A 22,499-nucleotide genomic window follows, 5' to 3' on the forward strand; every position below is an offset into this window, starting at 1 on the left:
CACGGATAGGGAGAAGGAACTCGATGAGGATCAATCGCGCTCTGCGCATCGGTGTCGGAGCGATCGCCCTGACACTCGCCGCCGCGACCGCCACCGCGTGCGGCGGCGGCGACGACAAGTCCGCCCTCGACCACGCCAAGGACGGCAAGCTCACCATCGGCATCAAGTTCGACCAGCCGGGCCTCGGCCTGCGGAACAAGGACGGGTCCTACAGCGGCTTCGATGTGGAAGTGGCCAAGTACGTCGCCGGGAAGCTGGGCGTGCAGCCGAACGACATCACGTTCAAGGAAGCCCCGTCGCCGCAGCGTGAGACGTTGATCGAGAACGGACAGGTCGACTACATCGTCGCGACGTACTCGATCAACGACAAGCGCAAGGAGAAGGTCGATTTCGCCGGGCCGTACTACGTCGCGGGGCAGTCGCTCCTGGTGCGCGCCGACAACACCGACATCACCGGCCCGGAGACCCTGAAGGGCAAGAAGGTCTGCTCGGTGAAGGGCTCCACTCCGGCCCAGAACATCGAGAAGAACTTCCCCGACACCCAGTTGCAGACCAACGACACCTACTCGCTCTGCCTTGAAGGGCTGCGGGCCGGATCTTGGGACGCGGTGACCACCGACGACATCATCCTGGCCGGGTACGCCGCGCAGAGCAGCGGCGCGTTCAAGGTGGTCGGCAAGCCGTTCACCACGGAGAACTACGGCATCGGTTCGAAGAAGGGTGACAAGGAGCTGCGCGACAAGATCAACGACGCGATCGAGGCGATGATCGCCGACGGTTCCTGGAAGAAGGCGTTCGATTCGACCGTCGGCGCCTCGGGCTACCAGGCCCCGCAGCCGCCGACCGTGAACCGGTACTGAGCATCCGCACTCGTCGCCCCGCACGGGTGGCCCGTCCCCGACCGGGCCGGGCCACCCGCCGCACCTCCCCTGACCATCGAGACCCGATCGGAGGAACGCGTCCGCCGTGTTCGACCTGATCTCGAGGTACGACAGCCAAATCCTCGAAGCCTTCTGGGTGACCATCCAGCTGACCGTGCTGTCCGCGGTCGGCGCGCTGATTCTCGGCACCGTCGTCGCGGCGCTGCGCGTGTCGCCCGTGCCGGTCGCCCGCTGGGTCGGCACCGCCTACGTCACCGTCTTCCGCAACACCCCGCTCACGCTGATCATCGTGTTCATGTCGCTGGGCCTCTACACGACGATGGGCTGGCGCCTCGCCGGTGAGGGGCCGGACTCCCTGGCGCAGAACAACTTCCGCTTCGCGGTCGTCGGCCTGAGCATCTACACCGCCTCCTTCGTCTGCGAGTCGTTGCGCGCGGGCATCAACACCGTGCCGATGGGTCAGTCCGAGGCGGGCCGTTCGCTCGGATTCGGCTTTCTGCAGAATCTACGGCTGGTCGTGCTGCCGCAGGCCTTCCGCTCGGTGATCGCCCCGCTGGGCAGCGTGCTGATCGCGCTGACCAAGAACTCCACCATCGCTTCGGCGATCGGCGTCGCCGAAGCGGCGACCTTGATGGCGGAGATGACCGAGACCGAGGCCGCGGTCCTGGCGATCGGCGCGATCTTCGCACTCGGCTTCGTCATCCTGACCCTGCCGACCGGCCTGTTCTTCGGCTGGCTGGCCAAGAAATACGAGGTGGCCCGATGAGCGCAGGCGCTTCGGTCCTGTTCGACGCGCCGGGCCCGAAGGCTCGGCTGCGCAACAACGTCTACTCGCTGCTGGTCGTGGTCGCCGTGGCCGCGGCGGGCTGGGTGCTCTATCGCGGTTTCGCCGACAAAGGGCAGTTCACCGCCGAGAAATGGAAGCCGTTCCTGGATGCGGAGGTCTGGTCGACCTACCTGCTGCCCGGTCTGCGCGGCACGATCGTCGCCGCGTTGCTGTCCATCGTGCTCGCGCTGGTCATCGGCATGGTCTTCGGCATCCTGCGCCTGTCGGACCATCGCGTCGTGCGCTGGATCGCCGGAACCGTCGTCGAGGTGGCGCGTGCCATTCCCGTGCTCATCCTGATGATCTTCCTGTTCGCGGTGTACTCCGAGTACGACGTGTTCCAGTCCGAGGATCTCGCGCTCGCCGCGGTGGTCACCGCGCTGACCGTCTACAACGGCTCGGTCATCGCGGAGATCGTGCGCGCGGGCATCCGTTCGCTGCCGAAGGGACAGACCGAGGCGGCCGTCGCGCTGGGTATGCGCAAGAATCAGCTGATGCGGTTGATCCTGCTGCCGCAAGCCGTCACGGCGATGCTGCCCGCGCTGGTCTCGCAGATGGTGGTCGCGCTCAAGGACTCGGCGCTGGGCTATCAGATCACGTATGTCGAAATAGTTCGCTCCGGCCAGCAACTCGGTGCGGCCGAACAGAACACGATTCCGGCGCTGATCGTCATCGCGATCGTCATGATCGCCCTCAACAGCGCGCTGACCTGGGTGGCGACCAAGCTGGAGCAGCGGCTGCGGGCGCGCAAGCGCGGAAAGGGCGGCGGCGCGGTCGTCGCCGCGGACTCGGTCATCACCGACGCGGCCCCCGGCGTCGACATCGGCCGGAAACCCTGATCCGGAACTCGGAACCGTTGCCGCGCAGAAGAACTCGTTACCACGCAGCAATAACGCACGGCACCGACCCCGGCGGCGGAGTGTTGCGCTCGAGCTGAGCGCAACACTCGTGCCCTCGGCGGCGTCCCGTCAATCTCGTAGGCATACGCCGATCCCCGGTATTCGAACCGGCGGGACGGTCATCAGTGCTTCATACCTGCGGGAGTTGATCGATGACCAGCCGTACCTCCGACCTTCTTTTCGACGAGTCCTTCTCCTTTCCTGGCGACCTGCGCCGCCCCGGGGACGCGGGCCCCGCGCGGGTCGCGGTGATCGGCGCCGGCGCAAGCGGCCTGGCCGCCGCGTACGAGTTACAGCGCCACGGCTTGGACGTGACCGTCTATGAGCGCACAGCGCGTCCCGGCGGGCGGGTCCGCACCTGGCGGTTCTGGGATGGCACCCACGGTGAACTCGGTGCGATGCGGATCCCCGGCAACCATCACTGCACTCTGCACTACGTCGACGAGTTCGGTCTGGCCACAAGAACTTTCGTCAACGCCAACCCCGACGCGTACTACCTGCTGCGGGGTCGCCGGGTGCGCAGGTCGCGGGTGGAAGAGGCGCTGCCTGCCTACCAGCTGCACGAAGCCGAGCGCACCGACCCGCTGCTGGTGCTCGAGCGGCTGTTGCGCGACGCCTGGCACGGCCTCGGCGCCCAGCGGCGCAAGGCCCTGCTGGCCGGTGACGTTGCCGACCCGGAGCTGGACCGGCTCGCGGCGACCTCGCTGTGGCAGTTCACCCGGCAGCGCCTCTCGCCCGACGCCTGGGATCTGATCGGGCATGCCAGCGGGCTGCTGCACTACGAGCACGCCTCGCTGCTCGAGGTGCTCGTCGACTACTTCGGGTTGTTCAACGTCGACCAACTGGAGCTCGTGGACGGCACCGACGCGCTCATCCGCGGTTTCACCGACGCGCTGCGCCCCGGCAGCCTGCGGCTGGCCTCACGAATCACCGAACTGCGCGTCACCGGTGACGGCGTGCGCTTAGGCGGCGAGCGGCACGGCGCCGCGTTCACCGACGAGGCCGATTTCGTGATCTGCGCGGTGCCGGCGCCCGGCCTGGACCAGATCGACATCTCCCCCGCGCTGCCCGCACCACAGCGGCAGGCGATCCGAGGCATCAGTTACGCCAGCAGCACCAAAACCCTTGTCCACGTGCGGGATCGGCACTGGGAACACGTGGACGGGATCTTCGGCGGCGGCAGCTTCACCGATCTGCCGATCCAGCAGGTGTGGTATCCGTCCGACAACGCTCGGCTCGCGCCCGGGGCCACCCGCTGGACCGCCGCGGACCCGGAACGCTCGCACGCCCCGGCTGTGCTCACCGCCGCCTATCTGTGGGAGAACAACGCCCGGCGGTTCGCGGCGCTGCCCGAGAACGACCGCACCAGAATAGTGCTCGCCTCGCTCGAGCAACTGCATCCCGGACTGACCGCCGCCGTCGACGACGTCGTGCACTGGACCTGGGACGAACAGGTGGGCATCGGCGGTGGCGCGTTCGCCTATCTGGCACCGGGACAGCACGCGCGCTACCTCGCGGAAATCGGTGCCCCGCATCCACATCCGGCACCGCGGGTGTTCTTCGCCGGCGAGCATCTCTCGGTCGCGCACGCCTGGATCCAAGGCGCGCTGCAATCGGCGCTGGCGTCGGTACGCCACCTGCTGGATCAGGTGAGCGTGCCGCGTGCGGCTTGATCGCGCAACCTGGGTCCTGGCCTCGGTGAGCGCCGTGTGGGGCGCCAGCTACACGGTCACCGGCTGGGGGCTGCGCGAACTGGACGTGGTGACCTTCAACGCGATCCGCTTCGCGGCGGCCGCGCCGCTGCTGCTGGTGCTAGCGCTCGCCGTGGAGGGCAGGCCCGCCATCGCGCGCCGGTGGTGGCCGCGCCTGGCGCTGTCGGCCGGGATCGGCATCGTGGCATATCAGCTGGCCTTCAGCGCCGCCGTGGCGCTCACCACGGTGACCGAGTCCGCCATGCTGATCGCGCTGTCGCCCTTCTGGACCGCGCTGCTGGCCCGGCTGACCGGCGAGCCCGTTCGGTCTGCCGTGCTGACCGCCGCCTGCGTGGCGATGGCCGGTGTGGCCTTGGTCGTCCTCGGTCGCGGCGCGGGCCACTCCGCGCCTGATCGCGCGCTCGGCGACCTGGCCGCCTTGCTCGCGTCCGCGCTGTGGGGCGCCTACCCGGTCGTCACCCGACCACTGCTGGCCGACCACAGTCCCCTCCGGGTCACAGCGTGGACTTCGGCGATCGGCGCCGCGCTGCTGCTGCCCGCCGCGGCCGCGCCCGCACTGCCGGACGGTCTGCCGAGGCTTTCCGGAACAACCGTGGTCTCGCTGGCCTTTTCCGTGCTGGGCGTGACCGTTTACGGCCTCGTGGCGTGGTACTGGGGCGTGCGGCGGGTGGGGTCGGCGCAAACGATGGTCTTCATGTTCGCGGTGCCGGTGGCGGCGGCGGTGTTCGCCGTGGTGTCCGATACCGAAGGTGTCACCGGGCTGCAGATCGCCGGCGCGGTGCTGGTACTGGCGGCACTGATCTATAGCCAACACAATCCGCAAATCCTCGACACAGGAGTAGGAAATGACGGTCACCACGACCTCGATCACGCTGGAACGGGCGACACTCATCGTTAGCGAGGCGCTGGCCTACGGCACGGCGCACGGGTTCGCCCCGCTCACGGTGGCGGTTCTCGATCCCGGCGGCCATCTCGTGGCGTTACAACGCCAGGACGGCTCCGGCATACTGCGACCGCAGATCGCGATCGCCAAGGCTTGGGGCGTGCTCGGCCTCGGCGTCTCCAACCGCGAGATCGCCAGGCGCGCGGCAGCCGCGCCGACCTTCTTCACGTCGGTCGCCGCGCTCGCCGAAGGGCGCATCCTCGACGTGCCCGGCGGCGTCTTCATCCGGGACTCGGCGGGCGGAATCCTCGGTGCGGTCGGTTCGACGGGGGCCGCGATATCCCTGGAGGACGAAAGGGCAGCCGTGGCGGGCATCGAGGCCGCCGGTCTATCCGCCGACACAGGAGAGGTGTAGACCGACGATGCCGCACCCGAAACCCGCACAGCGTTGCACGTCCGCCGCAGCGGTACGAAGGGTACAGAGCTCAACAGCCGCGGGCCGAGCCCCGATCGACTGTCCGAGCAGCGACAACCAGCAAACCGACCGGAAACGTCGTAGTCGCCCGAGATTCCGCTGACCATGGGAGCTTGCGGCGCGGCAGCGGCGCAGAGCCGCCCGAGCGGGTAGCCGCGCACCGGGCAACTGTATCCCGCCGAGCCGACCGGCGTAGAGCGCAGTCGTGAGCGCGATGCGACTTTCGCCCGCACGGGCTGGATCCATTCGGCGCCGATCGGGTGCGCTCTCCGGCATGACCACGCATGGCTTCGGTAGCCGTGACAAGGCGCCGATCCGGGTGAAGTCGGTGCCGCCGACGAACTCCTACGACGTCGCGCGGGTGGACGACCGCCGCATATGAGCGCCTCGAACTGACGGGGCACGGCCCCCTATCGCCGGAAGCCACCTGAGCCGTCGAGTTCAATCGATGGAATCGTCGAGGTCGCCCTCGATCCCCCGCTCGGCCAATTCGGTCTTGACCACCCGATACGCCATGGACTGACCGTAACCACGGCGGGCCAGCATGCCGACGAGGCGGCGAATCGTCTTCTCGTGGTCCAGTTCTCGTGGGAGCGAGCGCAGTTTACGGCGAACCAGCTCGGCGGCGCGGGCCTCCTCGTCGTCGGTGGTGATGGCGTCGAGGGCGGCCGCGGCATCCGACTGCGCGACGCCCTTGCGCCGGAGTTCCTGCGCGAGCGCCTGCTTGCCCTTGCCGGAGAAGGTATGGCGGGAGTGCACCCACTGCTCCGCGAAGGCGGCATCATCGATGAGGCCCACTTCGCCGAGGCGGTCGAGCGCGTATTCGCTCACCTCGGGCGCGTACCCTTTGGCGGCCAGACGCTCGGCCAGCTCTGCCCGGCTGCGGGCACGGACGGCCAGCAAGCGGAGACACGCCTCCTTCGCCTGCTCGACCGTCCCGCCTTCGGATCCGGCCGCCACCGGATCCGCCGACCGGCCTGCGGGCCGACCGGAATCGGTCGAGGGCGAGCCGGGACGCCCCCGCGCCTCCCGGCGCCCACGACGGGCCCCGGCCGGACGCGCCCGCTGCGGATCGGACGCATCCGGCCGAGTTCCCATGGTGCCCGGCGCAACCGAACCACCTTCGGTTCTCCGGACGAGCTCGGAATCCTGTTCGTGTACCCGGACGCCTTCCGGCGAACCGGAGCCGGCCAGGAGTTCTTCCAGTCGGCGCCGCATCTCCTGCACCGCATCGGCCCGTGGCGGCCCGGAGTCGGCCGGAGCCGTCCCGGGCGAGCGCCGGTTCGTCGGCTCAGAAATCGGCGGGCACCTCCGCGGCCGCATCGGCCGTCACGTCGGCGCCGATGCCGAGCTTCTCCTTGATCTTCTTCTCGATCTCGTCGCGGACGTCGACGTTCTCCAGCAGGAATTTGCGGGCGTTCTCCTTGCCCTGGCCGAGCTGATCGCCCTCGTAGGTGTACCAGGAGCCGGACTTGCGGATGAAGCCCTGCTCGACGCCCATGTCGATGAGCGAGCCCTCCTTGGAGATGCCGTGCCCGTAGAGGATGTCGAACTCGGCCTGCTTGAACGGCGGGGAGACCTTGTTCTTCACGACCTTTACGCGGGTGCGGTTGCCCACCGCGTCGCTGCCGTCCTTGAGCGTCTCGATGCGGCGCACGTCCAGGCGCACCGACGCGTAGAACTTCAACGCCTTACCACCGGTGGTGGTCTCCGGCGAGCCGAACATCACGCCGATCTTCTCGCGCAGCTGGTTGATGAAGATCGCGGTGGTCCCGGAATTGTTCAGCGCGCTGGTCATCTTGCGCAGCGCCTGGCTCATCAGGCGGGCCTGCAGGCCGACGTGGCTGTCGCCCATCTCGCCCTCGATCTCGGCGCGCGGCACCAGCGCGGCCACCGAGTCGATGACGATGATGTCGATCGCGCCGGAGCGCACCAGCATGTCGGCGATCTCCAGCGCCTGCTCACCCGTGTCGGGCTGGGAGACCAGCAGCGCGTCGGTGTCGACGCCCAGCTTGCGGGCGTAGTCCGGATCGAGCGCGTGCTCGGCGTCGATGAACGCCGCCACGCCGCCCGCGGCTTGCGCGTTGGCCACCGCGTGCAGCGCCACGGTGGTCTTACCCGAGGATTCCGGACCGTAGATCTCGACGACGCGGCCACGCGGCAGACCGCCGATGCCCAGCGCCACGTCGAGCGCGATCGAACCGGTGGGGATCACCGAGATGGGCTGGCGCGCCTCCTCGCCGAGGCGCATGACGGCGCCCTTGCCGAAGCTCTTCTCCACCTGGGCCAGCGCGAGCTCGAGCGCCTTGTCCCGGTCGTACGCCTGTGGTGCCATGTCCTGATCCCCTTTTCGACGGGTAAGTCTCGTTCTGTGGTTGGCGCCTACAGTAGAGCGCGGCACCGACAAGTTCTGGCGACCAGACTAGACGAACAAGTGTTCGAGTCAAGCGACGCGCCCGGCGCCCCCGTACCCTCCTCGGCGAACGCCGAGCGATCAGGGCACCAACGCGATCCGGTCGGTATCCAGCAGCGTCTGCGCCTGCTTGAGCACGCGCAGCGACGGCGTCACCTCCACGCCGGTGATCCCGTCCAGCGCGCCGAGCCGCTCGGTCACGTACCGGTAGAGGTCCGCGGTGTCCCGGCAGATGATCGAAGCGAACATCGTGGACGGTCCGGTGGTGGCGGCCACGAAGACGATCTCCGGGTGCGTGGCCATCGCCCGCCCCACGGCGTCCAGGTCGGCGGGACGCACGCGCAGCCACAGTGCGCCGCGCACGCCGTAACCCATCCGCTCGATCGCGAAATCGATGTCGAAGTACAGCACGCCCGCCGCGGTCAGCTCGGCCATGCGCCGCGCGACGCGCGGCGCCGTCCACCCGGTTGCGGCCGCGAGCTGGGCGTACGGAGCGCGACCGTCCCGGCCGAGCAGCGTGAGCATCGCCTCGTCGGCCACCGATAGGTCCATCGGCGCGTCCGGCCCCGCATCCGCGGGTCTGCGGCGGGCGGGACCGAGGTCGTCGAGCTGGGCGTCGGTGAGCAGATGGCGGTAGCGCGGCCACTCCTCGTCGAGCGGGAATCGGTGGATGACCTCGTGCGCGGTCAAGGCCAGCACTTGCGGGGCGCGCGGCAGGAGGTGCAGCAGCAGCGCGTCGCGCCGTTCGACCGAGCGCGGCCTGCCCACGCAGGTGACCTCGGATCCGGTGGACAACAGCGTCACCCAGCTCAGATCCGGTATCCGTGCCAGCGACTCGGCCAACCGCAACGCTTTGTCCGGTGTCGATTTCAGGCGCAGCACCCAGCGCGCTTGACCGAGCGGCACCGCGTTCACCTGCCCGGACACGTGCAGGATGCCGCGCTGACGCAGCGCGCGGTATCGCCGCGCCACCGTCTGTTCGGAGACGCCGAGAACGCCGCCCAGCCGGGCGAACGGGATCCGGACGTCGTGGACCAGCCCGTGCACGATCTGCTTGTCCAGCACATCCAGGCCGGAGGATTCTCTCGGGTCATCGTCTCGCACCGGAGGAATCTAACGCCGGTGCGGCTTCGGCTAGGGAGATCCGTACGTCTGCCGCACGCTTGGCGTCGAAATCGTTCGAATCCGCCGTGGAGGCTCCCGTGAGGAAATGGCTACCCTTGTTCGCCGCGTGCCTCGGCACGCTGATGCTGCTCATCGACGTCACCATCGTGAACGTCGCCCTGCCGGACATCGCCGCCGACCTGGACACCGGATTGTCCGGCTTGCAGTGGGTGGTGGACGGCTATGCCCTGGCGCTGGCCGCCTTGCTGCTGGTGCTCGGCTCGCTCGCCGACCGGGTCGGCGCGAAGCGCGCGTACCTGGCCGGGCTGGTCGTCTTCGCGGTGGCGTCGTTCGGCTGCGGCATCGCCGAGTCCGCTGCGGCCCTCGTCGCGGCGCGGGCGCTGCAAGGCATCGGCGGGGCGGCCATGTTCGCCACCACGCTCTCGCTGCTGCACGCGACCTACACCGGACGCGACCGCGGCGTCGCCTTCGGCGTGTGGGGCGCGGTATCCGGTGCGGCCGCGGGCATCGGAGTGGTGCTCGGCGGCGTCCTCACCGACGCGCTGTCGTGGCGCTGGATCTTCTTCGTCAACCTGCCCATCGCCGTGCTGGCGATCGGCCTGACCACCACGGTGTTCCCGCCCGCTCGGCGGCGGCCGGGCCGAGCCGTGGACGTGCCGGGCATGCTGGCCTTCGCGACGGCGGCCACCGCGGTCACCTACGGCGTCACCCGCGGTGGTGAGCACGGCTGGACGGAAGCGGCCGCGGTGACGGCGTTCGCGCTGGGCGCCGCCGCGGCGCTGATCTTCGTCGTCGCCGAGATGCACAGTGCCGCACCGATGTTCCCCTTGGTGCTGCTGCGCAACCGGGACTTCGGCGCGACCCTGTTCGGCGCATCCGGGCAGACGTTCGCCGCGTTCGCGAGCAGCCCCCTGATCTCGCTGTGGCTGCAACAGCAACGGCACATGTCGCCCCTGCACGCGGGGCTGGCGATGCTGCCGATGGCCGCGACCGCGTTCGTGGTGGCGGGTGCGTTCGGGAGGGTCCTGCACGACGTCGCGCCGAAGTGGACCATCGGCGGAGGGCTGGTGGTCGTGGGTCTGGGCAGCTGGCTGCTGATGCTCGTCGGCGCGGAGTCCTCCTGGGTCGCGCTCGTCCCCGGATTCGTGGTGATCGGCCTCGGGATCGGCGTCAACGCTCCCGCGCTGGTCTCGGTCGGCATGGCGGCCGTCGCCCCGGAGCAGGCCGGCACAGCCGCGGGTGCGGTGAACACCGCGCGGCAATTGGGCCTGGCGCTCGGCGTCGCGGTGCTCGGCACGGTGTTCCGTGGGGCGGCGACCGGCGAGCATCCGATGACCCTGCCGCACTTCGTCGCGGGGCTCGACGCCGCGTTCGGCGTCGCGGCCGCCGTGGGCGTCGGATTCGGGGTGATCTCGTTCGCGCTGTTCCCCCGGCACCGTGCGAATGCCGGATCGTCCGAAGCCGAGCGGCAGGCCGTCGCCGCCTGAGCGCGATCCGGCGTACGAGACGGCGGCGTCCGCCTGGGCGCCGCCATCTGCGGTGGTCGCTCGATCCCCGCCGAGCACTACCGCTGCGGCAGCACCGACTCGTCGCCCACCTCGCGCGACCCGAAGATGCGCCGCTCGGATTCCTCGATCCGGACATCGTTGATGCTGGCCTCACGCCGGGACATCAGGCCGTCCGGGGCGAACTCCCATTGCTCGTTGCCGTAGCTGCGGAACCACCGGCCGGACTCGTCGTGCCATTCGTACTGGAAGCGCACCGCGATGCGGTTGCCTTCGAAGGCCCACAAATCCTTGCGCAGCGCATAGCCGTTCTCGATCGACCATTTCCGGGTGAGGAACTCGACGATGGCGTCGCGGCCGGTGAAGAACTCGTCGCGATTGCGCCAGACCGAGTCCTCGGTGTAGGCGGCGGCGACGCGCTCCGGATCGCGGGTGTTCCAGGCGTTTTCGGCGGCTCGCACCTTGGCCTCGGCGGATTCCGCATCGAACGGGGGTAACGGAGGTCGCATGGGACGGTTTCCTTCCTCGAAGTTTCAGGGGTTGACGGGCGAGAGCTCGGCGTGGCCCCACCGCAGTGCTCCGCTGGACCGGGCGACAACCTCCGCGACGGTGAAGTCCAGGGAGCATTGCGAGCCTGTGGCGAATGTCGCGGGCGCCCAGACCAATTCGACGGTGCCGGTGAGCTGCAACGTGGCTCCGGTGGACCAATCCGGGATCAGAATTCCGCAACGAGGATTTATCTCGAGATTGCCGAGTGTCATGAACATCGAATTGCCCCGATAGTCCGGCCAGCGCAGACGGGTGGGCGAAAGAATCTGCAGGAATCCGGGATTCCCGCCGCGGTGCGAGGCGTCGGCATTGCCCTCCGCGTCCGCCGTCGCGACGAAGAACGTGTCGGCTGCGGCGATCGCGGCCCGCTGGTCCGCGTCGAGTTCGACGCCGCGCCGCACCGCCGGTGATCCGGCCTCGGGCGCATAGCTCTCGATATCGCGCCGCGAGATGTACTTAGGACAGTTCGAGTACACCTGATCGGTGACGATGCGCAGGCCCGCACCCTCCGGCGTCGACCTGCCGTTGACCCGCATCCGCCTGCGCCGCTGCGGTTGCAGGGCGATCATGCCGACGCGGGAGGGATGCGCCAGCGCTTCGTGCAGCGGATCGGCGGCGGCCGGCCGGCTCTCGACGGTGATCGTCCGGTCGTCCACCGCTCGCACGAAACCGGGCCGCCCGACCAGCTCGCTCGCCCACAACCTGCCCGCCGCGTCGGCGGCGGCGAGCACCATCATCCGCTGTTCGGCCAGGAAGCCCGCGGCGACCGCCGGGATATCGGGGCGAATCATGCGACCGACCCGTTCGGCGATGTCCGCCTGCCCCATCCGGCGCTGGACGGCGACCTCCCCGCGGTGAAACGTCTCCCGCACGATGACTCCCTTCGGTGCGCTGACGATCCGATCAGAAGAAGCCGCAGGTGGGGGCGGCGCCACTGGGCGCGGGAGCGGTTTCGGCCCCACTGGGCGCGTAGACCTCCAGCCGGATGCCGTCGGGATCGCTGAAGAAGATTCCGCCGGAGGCCACGCCCTCGCCGTGCGCCACCACGCCGTCGTGCGCGAAGGCGACCGAGAGTTCACGCAGCACCCGTTCCACCGCGCGCACCTGGTCGATGCTGTCGACCTGGAACGAAAGGTGATGCAGTCCGGGGGTGTCGGTGGAGAAAGCGCCGTCGCTCTGCTCCCACAGCGTGACGACGAGTTTGCCGTCCGCGCCGAGGAAGGCCCACCGGCGCTGGTCGTCGGCGCTCGCGGCGAGCTGTTCGAAACCGAGCGCGCGGCGATAGAAGTCCACCGAGCGGTCCAGGTCGGAGACGTTCAGTCCGACGTGCCCGGTGGCGAGCTGCGGGGCGGCGACCGTGGTCATGATGATTCCTCCTCGGAATGTCTAACTGCCTTCTACGGTTTTATAGGTTAGACGATACGAACAGCGGGACATTGGTGTCAACCGGTAAAATAAATTTGAACAGTTATAGGAGAGGTGGCCGCCGTGCACGGCGACGCGCACTCGATACCCTCGGGCATGCCCGATCCACGCCCCCACCTCGGTGAACCCCTGGCGCTCGATCTGCTGAACACGAGATGGATCGAGCAGGGACCCCAGGACCTGCTCACCGAGGTCACCGGCCTGCGCACCTGGCTGACGTCGGCGGGACTCTCCGATCGCGCCGCCGCCGACGAGGCGACCTTGCAGGCGACGCTGGCCGCGCGGACGGCCATCTACGACGTGGTCGTGCACGCTTCGCACGCGGGGCTCAACGAGGTGCTCGACCACGGCCGCATCCGCCGCACGCTGACCGAGGCGGGCCCTGCGGACCTGGCGGACGTCGCGGAGCCGGCCTGGCTGCCCGCCTGGCTGGCCGCCGACAACCTGCTGGAACTGTTGCGCACGGCGCCCGATCGAATTCGTCAGTGCGCGCATCCGGAATGCGTGCTGTTCTTCTACGACACCTCGAAGAACGGAACCCGGCGCTGGCACTCCATGGCGACCTGCGGCAACCGCACCAAAGCGGCCCGCCACTACGCGCGGAAAGCCTAGTTCTCAGAACAATTCGTCGAGCAGCCGGTAGTACGCCAAGCGACTCTCGTCCGGCTCGGCCAGTCCGTAAGCCGCGAAGAAGGCCGCCACCTCCGCTTCGCCGAAGTCCGCGCGCAGATCGCGGACGGCGAGTGCCAGATCGCGGTAGCGGTCGGCCACGCCGAGCGCGCTCACATCGAGAAGGACCTCGTTCTCCAGGACATTCGGCGGGGTGAAGTCGCCGTGCGCCACCACCAGGTCCTCACCGTCCGGCCGCTGCGCCTGCAATCGCGCGAGGACCTCCTCCGGGGTGGATCCGGAGTTGTCGTCGTCGAAATCGTCCCGGTCGACGAGCCCCTCCACCACGTGGCGGCGCGCCTGCGCAAGCACGATGTCGAGCCGTCCGTCGAAGGGGCAGTCGGCGACCGGAATGCTGTGCAGCCGCCGCAGGAGCCCGCCGAGCACGGCGCCGATCGAAGCCGCGTGCGCGCTGCCGGACATCGTCCGCGCCGCCAGGCTCGGCGCGCCCGCGTCCACGAGCACCAGGACGTCGTCTTCGAACGCCGCGACCTCCGGCACGGCGATCCCCCGATCGCGCAGCCAGGTGAGACGCTGGTACTCGGCGACCGCCTTCGGTCCGCGTTTGAGCCAGTAGGCGCCGTTGACGGACACCACTGCGCCGCTGCGGCCCTCGTGCGCGTCCGACCAGGTCGGCGACTCGCCGAACAGCGTCGCGACCGTGGGCGGCAACGGGATCGGCAGCTCGTCCAGCGTGTCCAGCGCGGCGCGAGTCGATTCGATCTCCTCGGGATCGCCTTCGGCGACGCGCAGCCGCATCGCCTCGGCCAGCAGCGCGTGCGCCTCGGCCGGCCGGTTCCGCTCGGCGAGCGCCTTGCCCAGGTGCTGCACGGCGAAAGAGAGCACCTGCGGAGCGGCCGTCCGTGCGTGTTCCACCGCACGGCGGTACAACGTCTCGGCGGTGTCGGCGTCGCCGCGGTAGCGATAGACGTCGCCCAAGTTGATCCACACGCTGATCCGCCGCTGCTCGGTGTCCACCAGTTCCAGCGCGCGATCGAGGTGATCCAGCGCGTCGTCGTAGCGGCCGAGCAGCATCAACTCGATGCCGGTCTGCCGGTAGCTCGCGAAGTCGTCGGGGCGGGCCTGCGCCACCCGGACGGCCAAGCGCTGCGGGTCGTGCGGGATCATCCGCTGCCGCTCGTCGAACCGGTACAGCGGCTCGTCCCGCTCCACTTGCCCCGGGGCGCTCACCAGCGCGCCTTGGGCACGTCGAATTCGGCGCACAGGGCACGCCAGACGTCGCGGGGGTCGACCCCCGCCTCGATGGCATCGGCGCCGGTGCGCCCGCCCAGATCGGGGATGACGTGGTCGGTCAGCAGGGCGTCGCCCCGGGCCACACCGAACTCGGTATGCAACAGTTCCTGAAACTCGGTCAATCGCACCGTCCCGAACTTACTCCCATACCGCGGGTTCCCTGGTCAGTGGCACACCCGACCGTTCGGTCAGGGATGGACTGCGTGGCACACCCGGTGACACAGGCCGACGGGGTCCGGGAACTCGGGCGTTTCGGCAGCCCGCCGGGCCGCGGCGGCGTAGCGGGGATCGGCGAGGATCTCCTGGACCGCGGCGCGGACCGCGGCGGGCGACAACGGCCGGACGACGATCGAACTGCCTTGCCGGGCAGCGCGATTGGCCAGCTCCCACTGGTCGCCGCCGCCGGGAACGGTGACGATCGGGACGCCCGCGGACAGCGTCTTGGCGAGCAGGCCGTGACCGCCGCCGCCCACGACGACGGACGCGTGGGTCAGCAGTGCGTCTTGCCGCCCCAGCCCCGCCGTGGCCCACGGGGGAAGATCGGACGGCGGAGCGTCCAGCATCGAAATGGCCACGCGGACACCGGTTCCGTCCAAAGCCTCCAGAACGGTCTCCGCCATGCCCGCCACACCGGTGTGGGCGGTCGACGGGGCGACCATCACGAGCGGTCCGTCACCGGGCGGGAGGTCCAGGATCGCGTCGGTCGGCTCCCACAGCAGCGGCCCGATCACATGGGCGGATTCCGGCCAGTCGGGGCGCGGCACCTCGAGCGCGGGCAGGGTGGCGACCAGTCGGGCGGCCGGGCCGGGATCGACGGCCGGGAGGCCGACACTCTCGCGCGCCCGCTCGCGCTGGCGGCGCCCGTTCCGCAGGGCGCGTGCGGTCATGCCGCGCAATACACCGTCGCGCACCCATCCGCGCAGACCCGCACCGGGGGCCAGTCCGCTTCCTATGGGCGGCAACCCCTTCGACGGCAGATACAGCGGATGCGGGGACAGTTCCACCCAGGGCACGCCGAGCCGCTCCGCGGCCATCCCGCCGCCGGCGGTCAGCACGTCGGAGACCACGAGTTCGGGCAACATCGCGCTCAGTTCGGGCAGGATCTCGGTGGAGATGTGCGCCGCCCGCTCGTGGATGCGCTGCCCCGCGTCCGCGTCGTCGTCCACCGGCCGCGGCGCCAAGCCTTTGAGTCTGCGCACCCCGATTCCGGCGGCGAGTGCGGCGTCGAACCAGCGCGGACCCGTGAACAGGACCGGCTCGTCACCGGCATCCAGGAATCGCAAGCACAACGCGATAGCGGGGAACGCGTGACCGGGGTCGGGCCCTGCGACGACGGCTACTCGCATTCGCCTAGCCTGCCACAGGGCCCATCACACCCGCATTGCGGCGGCGGGGGTGCGACCGAGTCCGCCCCTACAGCTTGCCGACCGTCGAGTTGTCCGAACCCGAGACCGCCTTGTACAGCAGGTACAACCCGAACACGATGGCGCTGATCACCAAAATCGGGAACAAACCCTTGATCAGTGCGCCGATGACGGCCAGTGCGATCCAGACGACCGCGACGATGCCGATGATCTTCCACAACATTCCGATGCCTCCCAGAAGTCCGTTTGCGCTTCGAGCATGACACTCGGGGGGGCGGGAATCACCAGGTGAAGCGGGATACCGGGGTGGAAATCAGGGTTCCCCCTGACACCAGGCCTCGTACAGCTCCCGGCTATGGGGGTTTCCCACTCGATGCGCGCCACCCGGGCATCCGCTCGTCCCGATGACCTCCGGTGCCCGGGTCATCGCTTCCTCCGGCGCAGGTCACGTCAGCGGTGTAGCGTCGATTCTGCCTGCGGCAGTACACGTCGATACGCGATCGGACCAGGCCGCGCGCGGTAGAACGATCGACCCATCGGGCGCCCGGCATCGCCCGCGATATCGGCGCACGACCTCGACGGCTACGGACCGGAGTCCATGACCCAGTACGCGAGTTCGAAAGTCGACGACGCACCGGCACCCGTATCGGCGTCGGCGCTGCTCTCGGGCGATCACCGGGAACCGGACATCCTGCGGATCACCGCGGAGGCGGTGTCCTCCGCCGGATGCTGCGACGCACTGGGCTGCTATCGACTCCTCGGGGGCGAATACCGGCTCGGCACCGGCCAGTCCGCCCCGCCCGATCTCGACGCGCAACTGCGCGCGCAGAACGGCGCAGGGCGCCTCCGGCTGCCCGGCCGCCGGTGGGCGTGGGCACTACCCCTACGCGACCGGTCCGGGGTGGTCGGCGCGATCGTCGTCGGCGCCGACCGCGAGCCGTCGCAGGACGAGATGTTCCTGCTCACCGTGCTGGCTCGGCTGGCGAGCGCCGCGCTGGCCGATGGCGTGCTGCGCGAGCGCGCTGCCGCGGCGGCCCGCGACCTCGCCGCGGCCAACGAGCGCCTGTCGGCAACCGTGCTGGGGCTGCGGCGCCGCACCCACGTCCACGAAGTGCTCTCCGACGCCGCCGCGTACGGCAGCGGTGCACAAGCCATCGCGGACGCGCTGGCGCAGCTGACCGGATTGCCGGTCGCCGTCGAGGACCCGTTCGGCAATCTGCGGGCCTGGTCGGGGCCGGGCAGACCGGACCCGTATCCCAAAGCGCCGCCACGGCAACGTGAACAGTTGCTGCGCCGTCTCGCCGCCCACAACGGCCCGCTGCGCGTGCGCGACCGGGCGATCGTCCTGGTGAAACCACGTACGGAGATACTCGGCACGCTCGCGTTGATCGATCCGGACGATACGGCGCTCGACGCGGAGATCTTCGCGCTCACCTACGCCGGCACGATGCTCGCCCTGGAGTTGGCGCACCAGCGCAATCTCGCCGAGATCGAGCTGCGGTTGCGCCGCGAACTGGTCGACGACCTGCTGTCCGGCGCCGACGGCGACAGCGCCTTCGCTCGCGCCGAGGCCCTGGGCTACGACCTGCACGGCGAGCACTACGTGGTGCTCGTGCACGGGGTCGACAGCACGCAGGTGGAGGCGGTCGCCCGGGCCGCCACGGCGCTGGAACTGCCCTTCCTGCACGGCCGCCGTTCGGGCATGGTCGTGCTGATCATCGACCGCAGGCCCGACCCGGACACGCTGCATCACACCATCCGCGCGCACCTCGACACGGCCCCGGTGACCATCGGCATCAGCGGCCGCTGCGCGCGACCGGCCGATTTCGTCCGGGCGTTCGACGACGCGCGCCACGCGATCGACATCCGCCTGCGATCGCCCACGCCCGACGGCGCGACCGCGTACGACGAGTTGGGCTTCTACCGCCTGATCGACGCCGCGCGCGCGGACGGCCGAGTCGAGCGGTTCATCCGGGAATGGCTCGGCATCCTGCTCGACTACGACCGGCAACGCAACGCCGACCTGGTGTACACACTGAGCCAATACCTCGAATGCGGTGGCAACTACGACGATTCCGCCGCCGCCCTGCACATCCACCGCAGCACCCTGCGCTACCGGCTCGGCCGCATCCGGCAGCTCACCGGATTCGATCTGCGCGACGTCGACACCCGCTTCACCTTGCAAGCGGCCACGCGCGCCTGGCGATTCCTGTCCTCGACCGCGCTGCCGGACCGGTCCTCCCTCGCAACCGACCGAACGACTCCGGACTGAATGCCGACCCGCTCGCTACCGGAGCACAACGATGGTGTGGGCGTCGCATGGGACGCCCACACCATCGTCGAGGACGAGCCCGCCCGGTCAGCTCCTGGGGCGCTCGGCGTCCGGCAGGTCTTCGGCCAACGGATCGTCGTCCGGCACGCCGTCCGGGCGCCGCATTCCGAGATCGGCCGTGTCGACGGCGTAGGGGTCGATCATCTGCTCACGCCCCACGCGCGACCGGTCGCCACTGCGCGGCATCCGGAGCGTCTCCTCTTCACTGCCCGGATAGAGGCGCCGCCGGGCCGCGGCGACGTCGCCCGATTCACCGGCGCGCTCTTCCGGCGGGCGGGTCATCGCGGGGCGGGCCCGCCGCGGCTGCGGCACCGGCTGCCTGCCGTAGACGTCCCAGGCGGCCTGCTCCGGATCGATCTGATAGTGATCGAACAACTCCTGCTCGGCCTGCGGACTGATCTGCCCGTTGTGGTCCAGCTGCGGCGAGGCCTTCACCGCCTCCTTTCCGACCCGGACCTGCAACATCCCCGCCTCGGGACGATGTTCGGCCCCGGCCAGCGGGACCAAGGCGTCGGTGCTGAACAGGCCGGTGGACACCGCGATCCAGGTGGGGGATCCGGAGTTGTTGTCGACATAGACCCGTTTGACCTTGCCGATCTTCTCGCCTTCGGGGCCGTACACCGAGCTGCCGATGAGCGTTTCCAGCATTTCAGTCATGGGTTCCTCCGCGGTTCGTCCCTGCGACGCGCAGCCCGGCAGAACGCGGCTGGGCACCGCGCGTGCTGAGAAAGGGTTCAATCGCTTGCGGGTCGATCGGTGGCGTCGGAGCCGTCGGCGACGCGCTGCGTCCTGCGCGACACCCGCACCGGGTCCTCGGCGGTGTCACACGCGAAGTACCGGCTGACATCCAGCCGCTGCGTGTCCTGGTCGAGCAGCGATAGACGGTAGGAAACATCGAGCATGACGTGCTCCTGCCCTGTAGTGCATGTTCCCGCCCCAGTCGAGGCAGGAAGTAATCAGCTACACCGTGGCAACTACCCGCACATGCCGCGGTCAAACCATGCGATTACCAGAATTCAAGGACTCGCCGAAGCGGCTACAGCATTCTAGTTATCAGACAGCTACCTTTGCCGTGCACGCCGCGGCCCACCGTGGGCCACCCGGCCTACCGGGCTCCGCTTCTGATCAGCGTCAGCGCCGACGGCCCGCTGGCGAACCGGAAGTCCTTGCCGCGATGATCGACCTCTCCGTCGGTGGCCAACGAGATCGGCTCCTCGGCCACCCGCACGGTCAGACGGGAGACCCGGCGATGCCGATAGGTGGGCGAATACGCGAGTGTGCCGGTGAAGGTCGCGAAGACCAGCCGCAGCCGTGAGAACGGGACGTCGGCGCGCAGGTAACGGACATCGAGGATGCCGCCGTGCAATTCCGGGCGCGACATGGGGATCTGGTCGGCGGGATGGTAGGCGCCGTTGCCGACGAACAGCATCCACAGCGCGGTGCGGGTGTCATCGATGGTGACGTGCAGCGGCTGGGCGCGAAACAGCACGCGCACCATGGCGAGTCCCGCCGCGGGCCATTTGCCGATCCGGCGCTCCCAGCGCTCCCGGACCCGCACGAAGTCGGGATAACCGCCGAGACTGGCGGTGTTGACGAAGACGCGCTGCTCGGCATCGTCGAAACACACCTCGGCCACGTCGACGCGCATCGCTTCGCCCGCTTCCAACCCCGCGAGGGTGATATCGGAGTCCTCCACTCCGGCATCCCTCGCGAAGTGGTTCAGCGTGCCGCCCGCGAAGACCGCCAACGGCACCCGGTGGCGCACCGCATACTCCGCGACGGCCGACACCGTTCCGTCTCCGCCGACCACGCCCAGAGCGACGATGTCGTCGCGCCGCAGCAGTTCGCCGACTCGCACCTCGACATCGTCGTCGCCGCCGAGTTCGAGCACCTCGGCGGCGGGCAACCGGTCGCGCAGGGCGGCCAGCGCGTTGTCGCCGTCGCCCGATCCCGCGTGCGGATTGCCGATCAGCAGCAGTCCGGCGCCGTCCGGCAGCGGGTCGATGTGTTCGACCGGACCCAAGGCGGCGGGCTCGTCGTCGCGCACCGCCCACCACCGCCGGGTGACCAGCGCGACCGCGCCACCGAACAACGCGCCCACGACCACGTCGGACGGCCAATGCACGCCGATGTGGACACGGGAGTACCCGACCGCGGCGGCGACGGGGGCCACAGCGGCGGCCGCCACGGGCGACTCCAGCGCCAGGCCCGTCGCGAAGGCGGCGGCGGAAGCCGAGTGCCCGGACGGGAACGACGACGAGACCGGCGGGGCGACCAGCCTGCGCACGAACGGAACGGACTCGTCCGGCGGACGACGGCGCGGGAACAGCGGTTTGGCCACGCCGTTGGCCACGCTGCTGGCAATGCTCAGTGCGAGCAGCCCGCGCACCGCGCCGCGGCGGGTCGAGCGATCTCCGGCGACGAACAGGACCGCCCCCAGGGCGATCCACAGACGGTTCTTGTCGGCGGCGGTGCTCAACGCCTTCAGCGCCCGGTCCGCCGGGGTGGCCCGCACGCGCGCACTGCGGCCGACCAGCCACCGATCCAGGCTGCTCGTCACTCCGACCATCCCACCGTCACGCCCGCGAGCCGAGAGAAACCCCATCGCCGCAGCCTACCGACCACGCACGCGCCGGATCGGCGACCATCACGCACGGAGGCCCGGCCGACGCGCTCGACGGATGCCGCCCTGCGCGCGGGCGACCGGATCGTAGGCCAGTTCAGTGCACGGATGTACTCTGATCTTCGACGCACAGTGACGTTGCGCGACAAGAGGGAAGGGATGCTCGAATGACGGAGACACACCGGTCAGCACACAGTCATGCACTGAGCCTCACGTAACGGCCGGGACTCGATGGAACAGACGAACGAGCTGGCACAAGAACTCGCGGCGGCGGCGCGGCGGCACGGCTCGGCGATCGCCGGGATCGTCGGATCCGCCGCCCGCAAGGCGTCCTGGGAGGTGCTCGACCTCATGGCCGAGAGCCGCGAACTGGTCGGCGCGGCGTTCCGCGCCAGGGCCGAGGAACTCCGCCGCAGGGACCGGACGAGCTGAACCGGCCGGCGTCAGATCGGTGGCCGCGGCGACGCGGGCACCGATCTGTCGGCCACCTCGATCAGGGCTTGAGCCCACCCGTCCAGCCGATCGGAAGCGTGGCGCAGATCCGCCACGATGGTGTCGAAGTTGTGTCGCACCACGGTATTGTCCGGAATCGCGAGAATCCGGCCTGCCGCGGCTACAACCTGCTCGTACTCCCCGACGCCCGCATCGAGCCTGGCCAGAATCAACCGGAGGTTCTCGGTGAGCGCCACCGCGGCGGGCGAATCAGCGCTCCCCATCGCGCCGAGGCCCTGTTCCATCGCCGTGATGTCCGCGGCCAGCGCGTGCAGCGCCTCCGCGCCCGAAGCGGCGGTTTCGAGCAGGTCGGCCAGTTCGTCCTGCGGCAGCCGGTGCGAGCGAGCGATCTGGACGCCCATCCCGTGCAATGCCTTCTCCGCCCGCGCCAGACGCGCGATGGCCGGGCGCGCGTTGGACCACAACGGCGGCTGCCTGCGCGGGATGAACGCCGCGTGCGGCAGGGGAGCGCCGCGCAGCCGCAGATAACGGCGAGTGCTCAGCGCCGCGCCCGTCACCAGCGCGACCGCGCCGCCGCCGACCATGACCACGGCCCAGACGGGCGCCGAAAGGACAACGAGACCAACGGTTCCCGCTGTGGTGAGGCCGGATACGGTGCCCAGCTGGAAGCTTCGGCGACGGGCCCTGCGCCGACGGCGCAGTTCACGCTCCCGCGGATCGGCCCAGCGCCGCACGGCCACAAGCGCGTTCTCCCCGGCCTCGCGAAGGCTGTCCGGCAGGCTGCCCGGCTGTGGCGCGAGCGCGGCTTGTGCCCGGATCATCGCCGTGCCGCGCAGGCGCCGCGCGTCGAGCTGCCGCTCGCCGAATACCTTGCCGCTCATACCTTCTCTCCCACCGGTCGCACACTTCGGACAGACCGAGACCCGACTCGGCCGACGGCCGGCCGGTCGGGTCCCCGCGCCTTGTCTTCCAGTGAACCAGCCCCCACCGACACTGATGATGGGAAGTGGTTCTGATCGTCGTGTCTCTCCCACCGACTGTCGCCCTGCTGGGTTGACCATCACTTGGTCTGACCGGCGGTCAGGGCCGCGCGCGCTGGTCGGGCGGACAT

The 22,499-nt window shown here is 69.7% G+C and carries 24 protein-coding genes; 10 read left to right on the forward strand and 14 right to left on the reverse strand.

The features are described from left to right. Nucleotides 1–23: 23 nt before the first annotated feature. The 6 genes from GVY64_RS02375 to GVY64_RS02400 all read left to right on the forward strand — a co-directional run bounded on the left by GVY64_RS02375 (nucleotide 24) and on the right by GVY64_RS02400 (nucleotide 5,616). Entirely contained in the window at nucleotides 24–860 is an 837-nt protein-coding gene (locus GVY64_RS02375) for a glutamate ABC transporter substrate-binding protein (RefSeq protein ID WP_159838180.1), read from the forward strand. Between the two features lie 106 nt (nucleotides 861–966). Further along, nucleotides 967–1,647 carry an amino acid ABC transporter permease gene (locus GVY64_RS02380; protein WP_159838182.1) on the forward strand — a complete coding sequence of 227 codons (681 nt, stop codon included), beginning with the start codon at nucleotides 967–969 and terminating at the stop codon, nucleotides 1,645–1,647. Further along, nucleotides 1,644–2,546, forward strand: coding sequence for an amino acid ABC transporter permease (locus GVY64_RS02385; protein ID WP_159838184.1), 903 nt, complete (start codon nucleotides 1,644–1,646; stop codon nucleotides 2,544–2,546). Before GVY64_RS02380 ends, GVY64_RS02385 begins: the two co-directional genes overlap by 4 nt. A gap of 212 nt (nucleotides 2,547–2,758) precedes the next feature. Then, entirely contained in the window at nucleotides 2,759–4,279 is a 1,521-nt protein-coding gene (locus GVY64_RS02390; RefSeq protein ID WP_159838186.1) for a flavin monoamine oxidase family protein, read from the forward strand. Continuing rightward, entirely contained in the window at nucleotides 4,269–5,216 is a 948-nt protein-coding gene (locus GVY64_RS02395; protein WP_159838188.1) for a DMT family transporter, read from the forward strand. The genes GVY64_RS02390 and GVY64_RS02395 overlap by 11 nt, the downstream gene beginning before the upstream one ends. Next, entirely contained in the window at nucleotides 5,164–5,616 is a 453-nt protein-coding gene (locus GVY64_RS02400) for a GlcG/HbpS family heme-binding protein (protein WP_159838190.1), read from the forward strand. The genes GVY64_RS02395 and GVY64_RS02400 overlap by 53 nt, the downstream gene beginning before the upstream one ends. A gap of 501 nt (nucleotides 5,617–6,117) precedes the next feature. Here GVY64_RS02400 and recX read toward each other — a convergent pair. The 3 genes from recX to GVY64_RS02415 form a co-directional block, all read right to left on the reverse strand. Beyond that, entirely contained in the window at nucleotides 6,118–6,774 is a 657-nt protein-coding gene (recX, locus tag GVY64_RS02405; protein WP_159838309.1) for a recombination regulator RecX, read from the reverse strand. A 193-nt stretch (nucleotides 6,775–6,967) separates the two neighbouring features. Next, nucleotides 6,968–8,011: a recombinase RecA gene (gene recA / locus GVY64_RS02410; RefSeq protein ID WP_043728224.1), complete on the reverse strand. Its 1,044-nt coding sequence runs from the start codon at nucleotides 8,009–8,011 to the stop codon at nucleotides 6,968–6,970. A gap of 159 nt (nucleotides 8,012–8,170) precedes the next feature. Beyond that, entirely contained in the window at nucleotides 8,171–9,193 is a 1,023-nt protein-coding gene (locus GVY64_RS02415) for an Lrp/AsnC family transcriptional regulator (RefSeq protein WP_159838192.1), read from the reverse strand. A 98-nt stretch (nucleotides 9,194–9,291) separates the two neighbouring features. Between GVY64_RS02415 and GVY64_RS02420 the strand changes: the two genes are divergently transcribed. Further along, a complete protein-coding gene (locus GVY64_RS02420; protein WP_236566546.1) occupies nucleotides 9,292–10,701 on the forward strand; it encodes an MFS transporter in 1,410 nt (469 codons plus the stop codon). Between the two features lie 77 nt (nucleotides 10,702–10,778). Here the strand turns inward: GVY64_RS02420 and GVY64_RS02425 are convergent, their stop codons facing one another. The 3 genes from GVY64_RS02425 to GVY64_RS02435 form a co-directional block, all read right to left on the reverse strand. Then, nucleotides 10,779–11,228 (reverse strand): nuclear transport factor 2 family protein, encoded by a 450-nt coding sequence (locus GVY64_RS02425; protein WP_159838196.1) that lies wholly within the window; start codon nucleotides 11,226–11,228, stop codon nucleotides 10,779–10,781. Between the two features lie 24 nt (nucleotides 11,229–11,252). Next, nucleotides 11,253–12,095, reverse strand: a complete 843-nt coding sequence (locus GVY64_RS02430; protein WP_159838311.1) for a pyridoxamine 5'-phosphate oxidase family protein — start codon at nucleotides 12,093–12,095, stop codon at nucleotides 11,253–11,255. A 76-nt stretch (nucleotides 12,096–12,171) separates the two neighbouring features. Further along, a complete protein-coding gene (locus tag GVY64_RS02435) occupies nucleotides 12,172–12,633 on the reverse strand; it encodes a VOC family protein (protein ID WP_159838198.1) in 462 nt (153 codons plus the stop codon). A 156-nt stretch (nucleotides 12,634–12,789) separates the two neighbouring features. Between GVY64_RS02435 and GVY64_RS02440 the strand changes: the two genes are divergently transcribed. Then, nucleotides 12,790–13,305 carry a CGNR zinc finger domain-containing protein gene (locus GVY64_RS02440; RefSeq protein WP_159838200.1) on the forward strand — a complete coding sequence of 172 codons (516 nt, stop codon included), beginning with the start codon at nucleotides 12,790–12,792 and terminating at the stop codon, nucleotides 13,303–13,305. Nucleotides 13,306–13,308: 3 nt separating this feature from the next. On the opposite strand, the gene GVY64_RS02445 is transcribed toward GVY64_RS02440, so the two are convergent. The 4 genes from GVY64_RS02445 to GVY64_RS37125 form a co-directional block, all read right to left on the reverse strand. After that, on the reverse strand, nucleotides 13,309–14,553 hold the full coding sequence (locus GVY64_RS02445; RefSeq protein ID WP_236566547.1) for an APH(3') family aminoglycoside O-phosphotransferase: 1,245 nt from the start codon (nucleotides 14,551–14,553) through the stop codon (nucleotides 13,309–13,311). Continuing rightward, the gene (locus GVY64_RS02450) at nucleotides 14,550–14,744 is read right to left on the reverse strand and encodes a DUF3046 domain-containing protein (protein WP_159838202.1); all 195 of its coding nucleotides are present in this window, start codon (nucleotides 14,742–14,744) and stop codon (nucleotides 14,550–14,552) included. The genes GVY64_RS02445 and GVY64_RS02450 overlap by 4 nt, the downstream gene beginning before the upstream one ends. A gap of 60 nt (nucleotides 14,745–14,804) precedes the next feature. After that, nucleotides 14,805–15,962, reverse strand: a complete 1,158-nt coding sequence (locus GVY64_RS02455; protein WP_159838204.1) for a glycosyltransferase — start codon at nucleotides 15,960–15,962, stop codon at nucleotides 14,805–14,807. A gap of 67 nt (nucleotides 15,963–16,029) precedes the next feature. Beyond that, entirely contained in the window at nucleotides 16,030–16,203 is a 174-nt protein-coding gene (locus GVY64_RS37125) for a hypothetical protein (protein ID WP_201297858.1), read from the reverse strand. A 375-nt stretch (nucleotides 16,204–16,578) separates the two neighbouring features. On the opposite strand from GVY64_RS37125, the gene GVY64_RS02460 reads away from it, so the two are divergent. Continuing rightward, complete coding sequence (locus tag GVY64_RS02460; RefSeq protein WP_159838206.1) at nucleotides 16,579–18,252, forward strand: PucR family transcriptional regulator; 1,674 nt, start codon at nucleotides 16,579–16,581, stop codon at nucleotides 18,250–18,252. An 87-nt stretch (nucleotides 18,253–18,339) separates the two neighbouring features. Here the strand turns inward: GVY64_RS02460 and GVY64_RS02465 are convergent, their stop codons facing one another. From GVY64_RS02465 to GVY64_RS02475, 3 genes are all read right to left on the reverse strand, one after another. Further along, the gene (locus GVY64_RS02465; RefSeq protein WP_159838208.1) at nucleotides 18,340–18,969 is read right to left on the reverse strand and encodes a PRC-barrel domain-containing protein; all 630 of its coding nucleotides are present in this window, start codon (nucleotides 18,967–18,969) and stop codon (nucleotides 18,340–18,342) included. Between the two features lie 77 nt (nucleotides 18,970–19,046). After that, complete coding sequence (locus tag GVY64_RS02470) at nucleotides 19,047–19,214, reverse strand: hypothetical protein (protein ID WP_159838210.1); 168 nt, start codon at nucleotides 19,212–19,214, stop codon at nucleotides 19,047–19,049. 203 nt (nucleotides 19,215–19,417) lie between these two features. Continuing rightward, nucleotides 19,418–20,917, reverse strand: a complete 1,500-nt coding sequence (locus tag GVY64_RS02475; protein WP_159838212.1) for a bifunctional phosphatase PAP2/diacylglycerol kinase family protein — start codon at nucleotides 20,915–20,917, stop codon at nucleotides 19,418–19,420. A gap of 249 nt (nucleotides 20,918–21,166) precedes the next feature. Here GVY64_RS02475 and GVY64_RS02480 point away from each other — a divergent pair, with 249 nt between their 5' ends. Next, the gene (locus GVY64_RS02480; protein ID WP_159838214.1) at nucleotides 21,167–21,367 is read left to right on the forward strand and encodes a hypothetical protein; all 201 of its coding nucleotides are present in this window, start codon (nucleotides 21,167–21,169) and stop codon (nucleotides 21,365–21,367) included. A gap of 11 nt (nucleotides 21,368–21,378) precedes the next feature. Here the strand turns inward: GVY64_RS02480 and pspM are convergent, their stop codons facing one another. Beyond that, nucleotides 21,379–22,269: a phage shock envelope stress response protein PspM gene (pspM, locus tag GVY64_RS02485; protein ID WP_236566548.1), complete on the reverse strand. Its 891-nt coding sequence runs from the start codon at nucleotides 22,267–22,269 to the stop codon at nucleotides 21,379–21,381. Nucleotides 22,270–22,499: the final 230 nt, after the last annotated feature.

The organism is Nocardia sp. CY41, assembly GCF_009829325.1.
Taxonomy (GTDB): domain Bacteria; phylum Actinomycetota; class Actinomycetes; order Mycobacteriales; family Mycobacteriaceae; genus Nocardia.

Coding starts and splice junctions, on each gene's coding strand:
- GVY64_RS02375 (WP_159838180.1), top strand. CDS start 24: ATGAGGATCAATCGCGCTCTGCGCATCGGTGTCGGAGCGATCGCCCTG.
- GVY64_RS02385 (WP_159838184.1), top strand. CDS start 1,644: ATGAGCGCAGGCGCTTCGGTCCTGTTCGACGCGCCGGGCCCGAAGGCT.
- GVY64_RS02390 (WP_159838186.1), top strand. CDS start 2,759: ATGACCAGCCGTACCTCCGACCTTCTTTTCGACGAGTCCTTCTCCTTT.
- GVY64_RS02400 (WP_159838190.1), top strand. CDS start 5,164: ATGACGGTCACCACGACCTCGATCACGCTGGAACGGGCGACACTCATC.
- recX (WP_159838309.1), bottom strand. CDS start 6,774: ATGGGAACTCGGCCGGATGCGTCCGATCCGCAGCGGGCGCGTCCGGCC.
- recA (WP_043728224.1), bottom strand. CDS start 8,011: ATGGCACCACAGGCGTACGACCGGGACAAGGCGCTCGAGCTCGCGCTG.
- GVY64_RS02425 (WP_159838196.1), bottom strand. CDS start 11,228: ATGCGACCTCCGTTACCCCCGTTCGATGCGGAATCCGCCGAGGCCAAG.
- GVY64_RS02430 (WP_159838311.1), bottom strand. CDS start 12,095: ATGGGGCAGGCGGACATCGCCGAACGGGTCGGTCGCATGATTCGCCCC.
- GVY64_RS02435 (WP_159838198.1), bottom strand. CDS start 12,633: ATGACCACGGTCGCCGCCCCGCAGCTCGCCACCGGGCACGTCGGACTG.
- GVY64_RS02440 (WP_159838200.1), top strand. CDS start 12,790: ATGCCCGATCCACGCCCCCACCTCGGTGAACCCCTGGCGCTCGATCTG.
- GVY64_RS02455 (WP_159838204.1), bottom strand. CDS start 15,962: ATGCGAGTAGCCGTCGTCGCAGGGCCCGACCCCGGTCACGCGTTCCCC.
- GVY64_RS37125 (WP_201297858.1), bottom strand. CDS start 16,203: ATGTTGTGGAAGATCATCGGCATCGTCGCGGTCGTCTGGATCGCACTG.
- GVY64_RS02460 (WP_159838206.1), top strand. CDS start 16,579: ATGACCCAGTACGCGAGTTCGAAAGTCGACGACGCACCGGCACCCGTA.
- GVY64_RS02465 (WP_159838208.1), bottom strand. CDS start 18,969: ATGACTGAAATGCTGGAAACGCTCATCGGCAGCTCGGTGTACGGCCCC.
- GVY64_RS02470 (WP_159838210.1), bottom strand. CDS start 19,214: ATGCTCGATGTTTCCTACCGTCTATCGCTGCTCGACCAGGACACGCAG.
- GVY64_RS02475 (WP_159838212.1), bottom strand. CDS start 20,917: ATGGGGTTTCTCTCGGCTCGCGGGCGTGACGGTGGGATGGTCGGAGTG.
- GVY64_RS02480 (WP_159838214.1), top strand. CDS start 21,167: ATGGAACAGACGAACGAGCTGGCACAAGAACTCGCGGCGGCGGCGCGG.
- pspM (WP_236566548.1), bottom strand. CDS start 22,269: ATGAGCGGCAAGGTATTCGGCGAGCGGCAGCTCGACGCGCGGCGCCTG.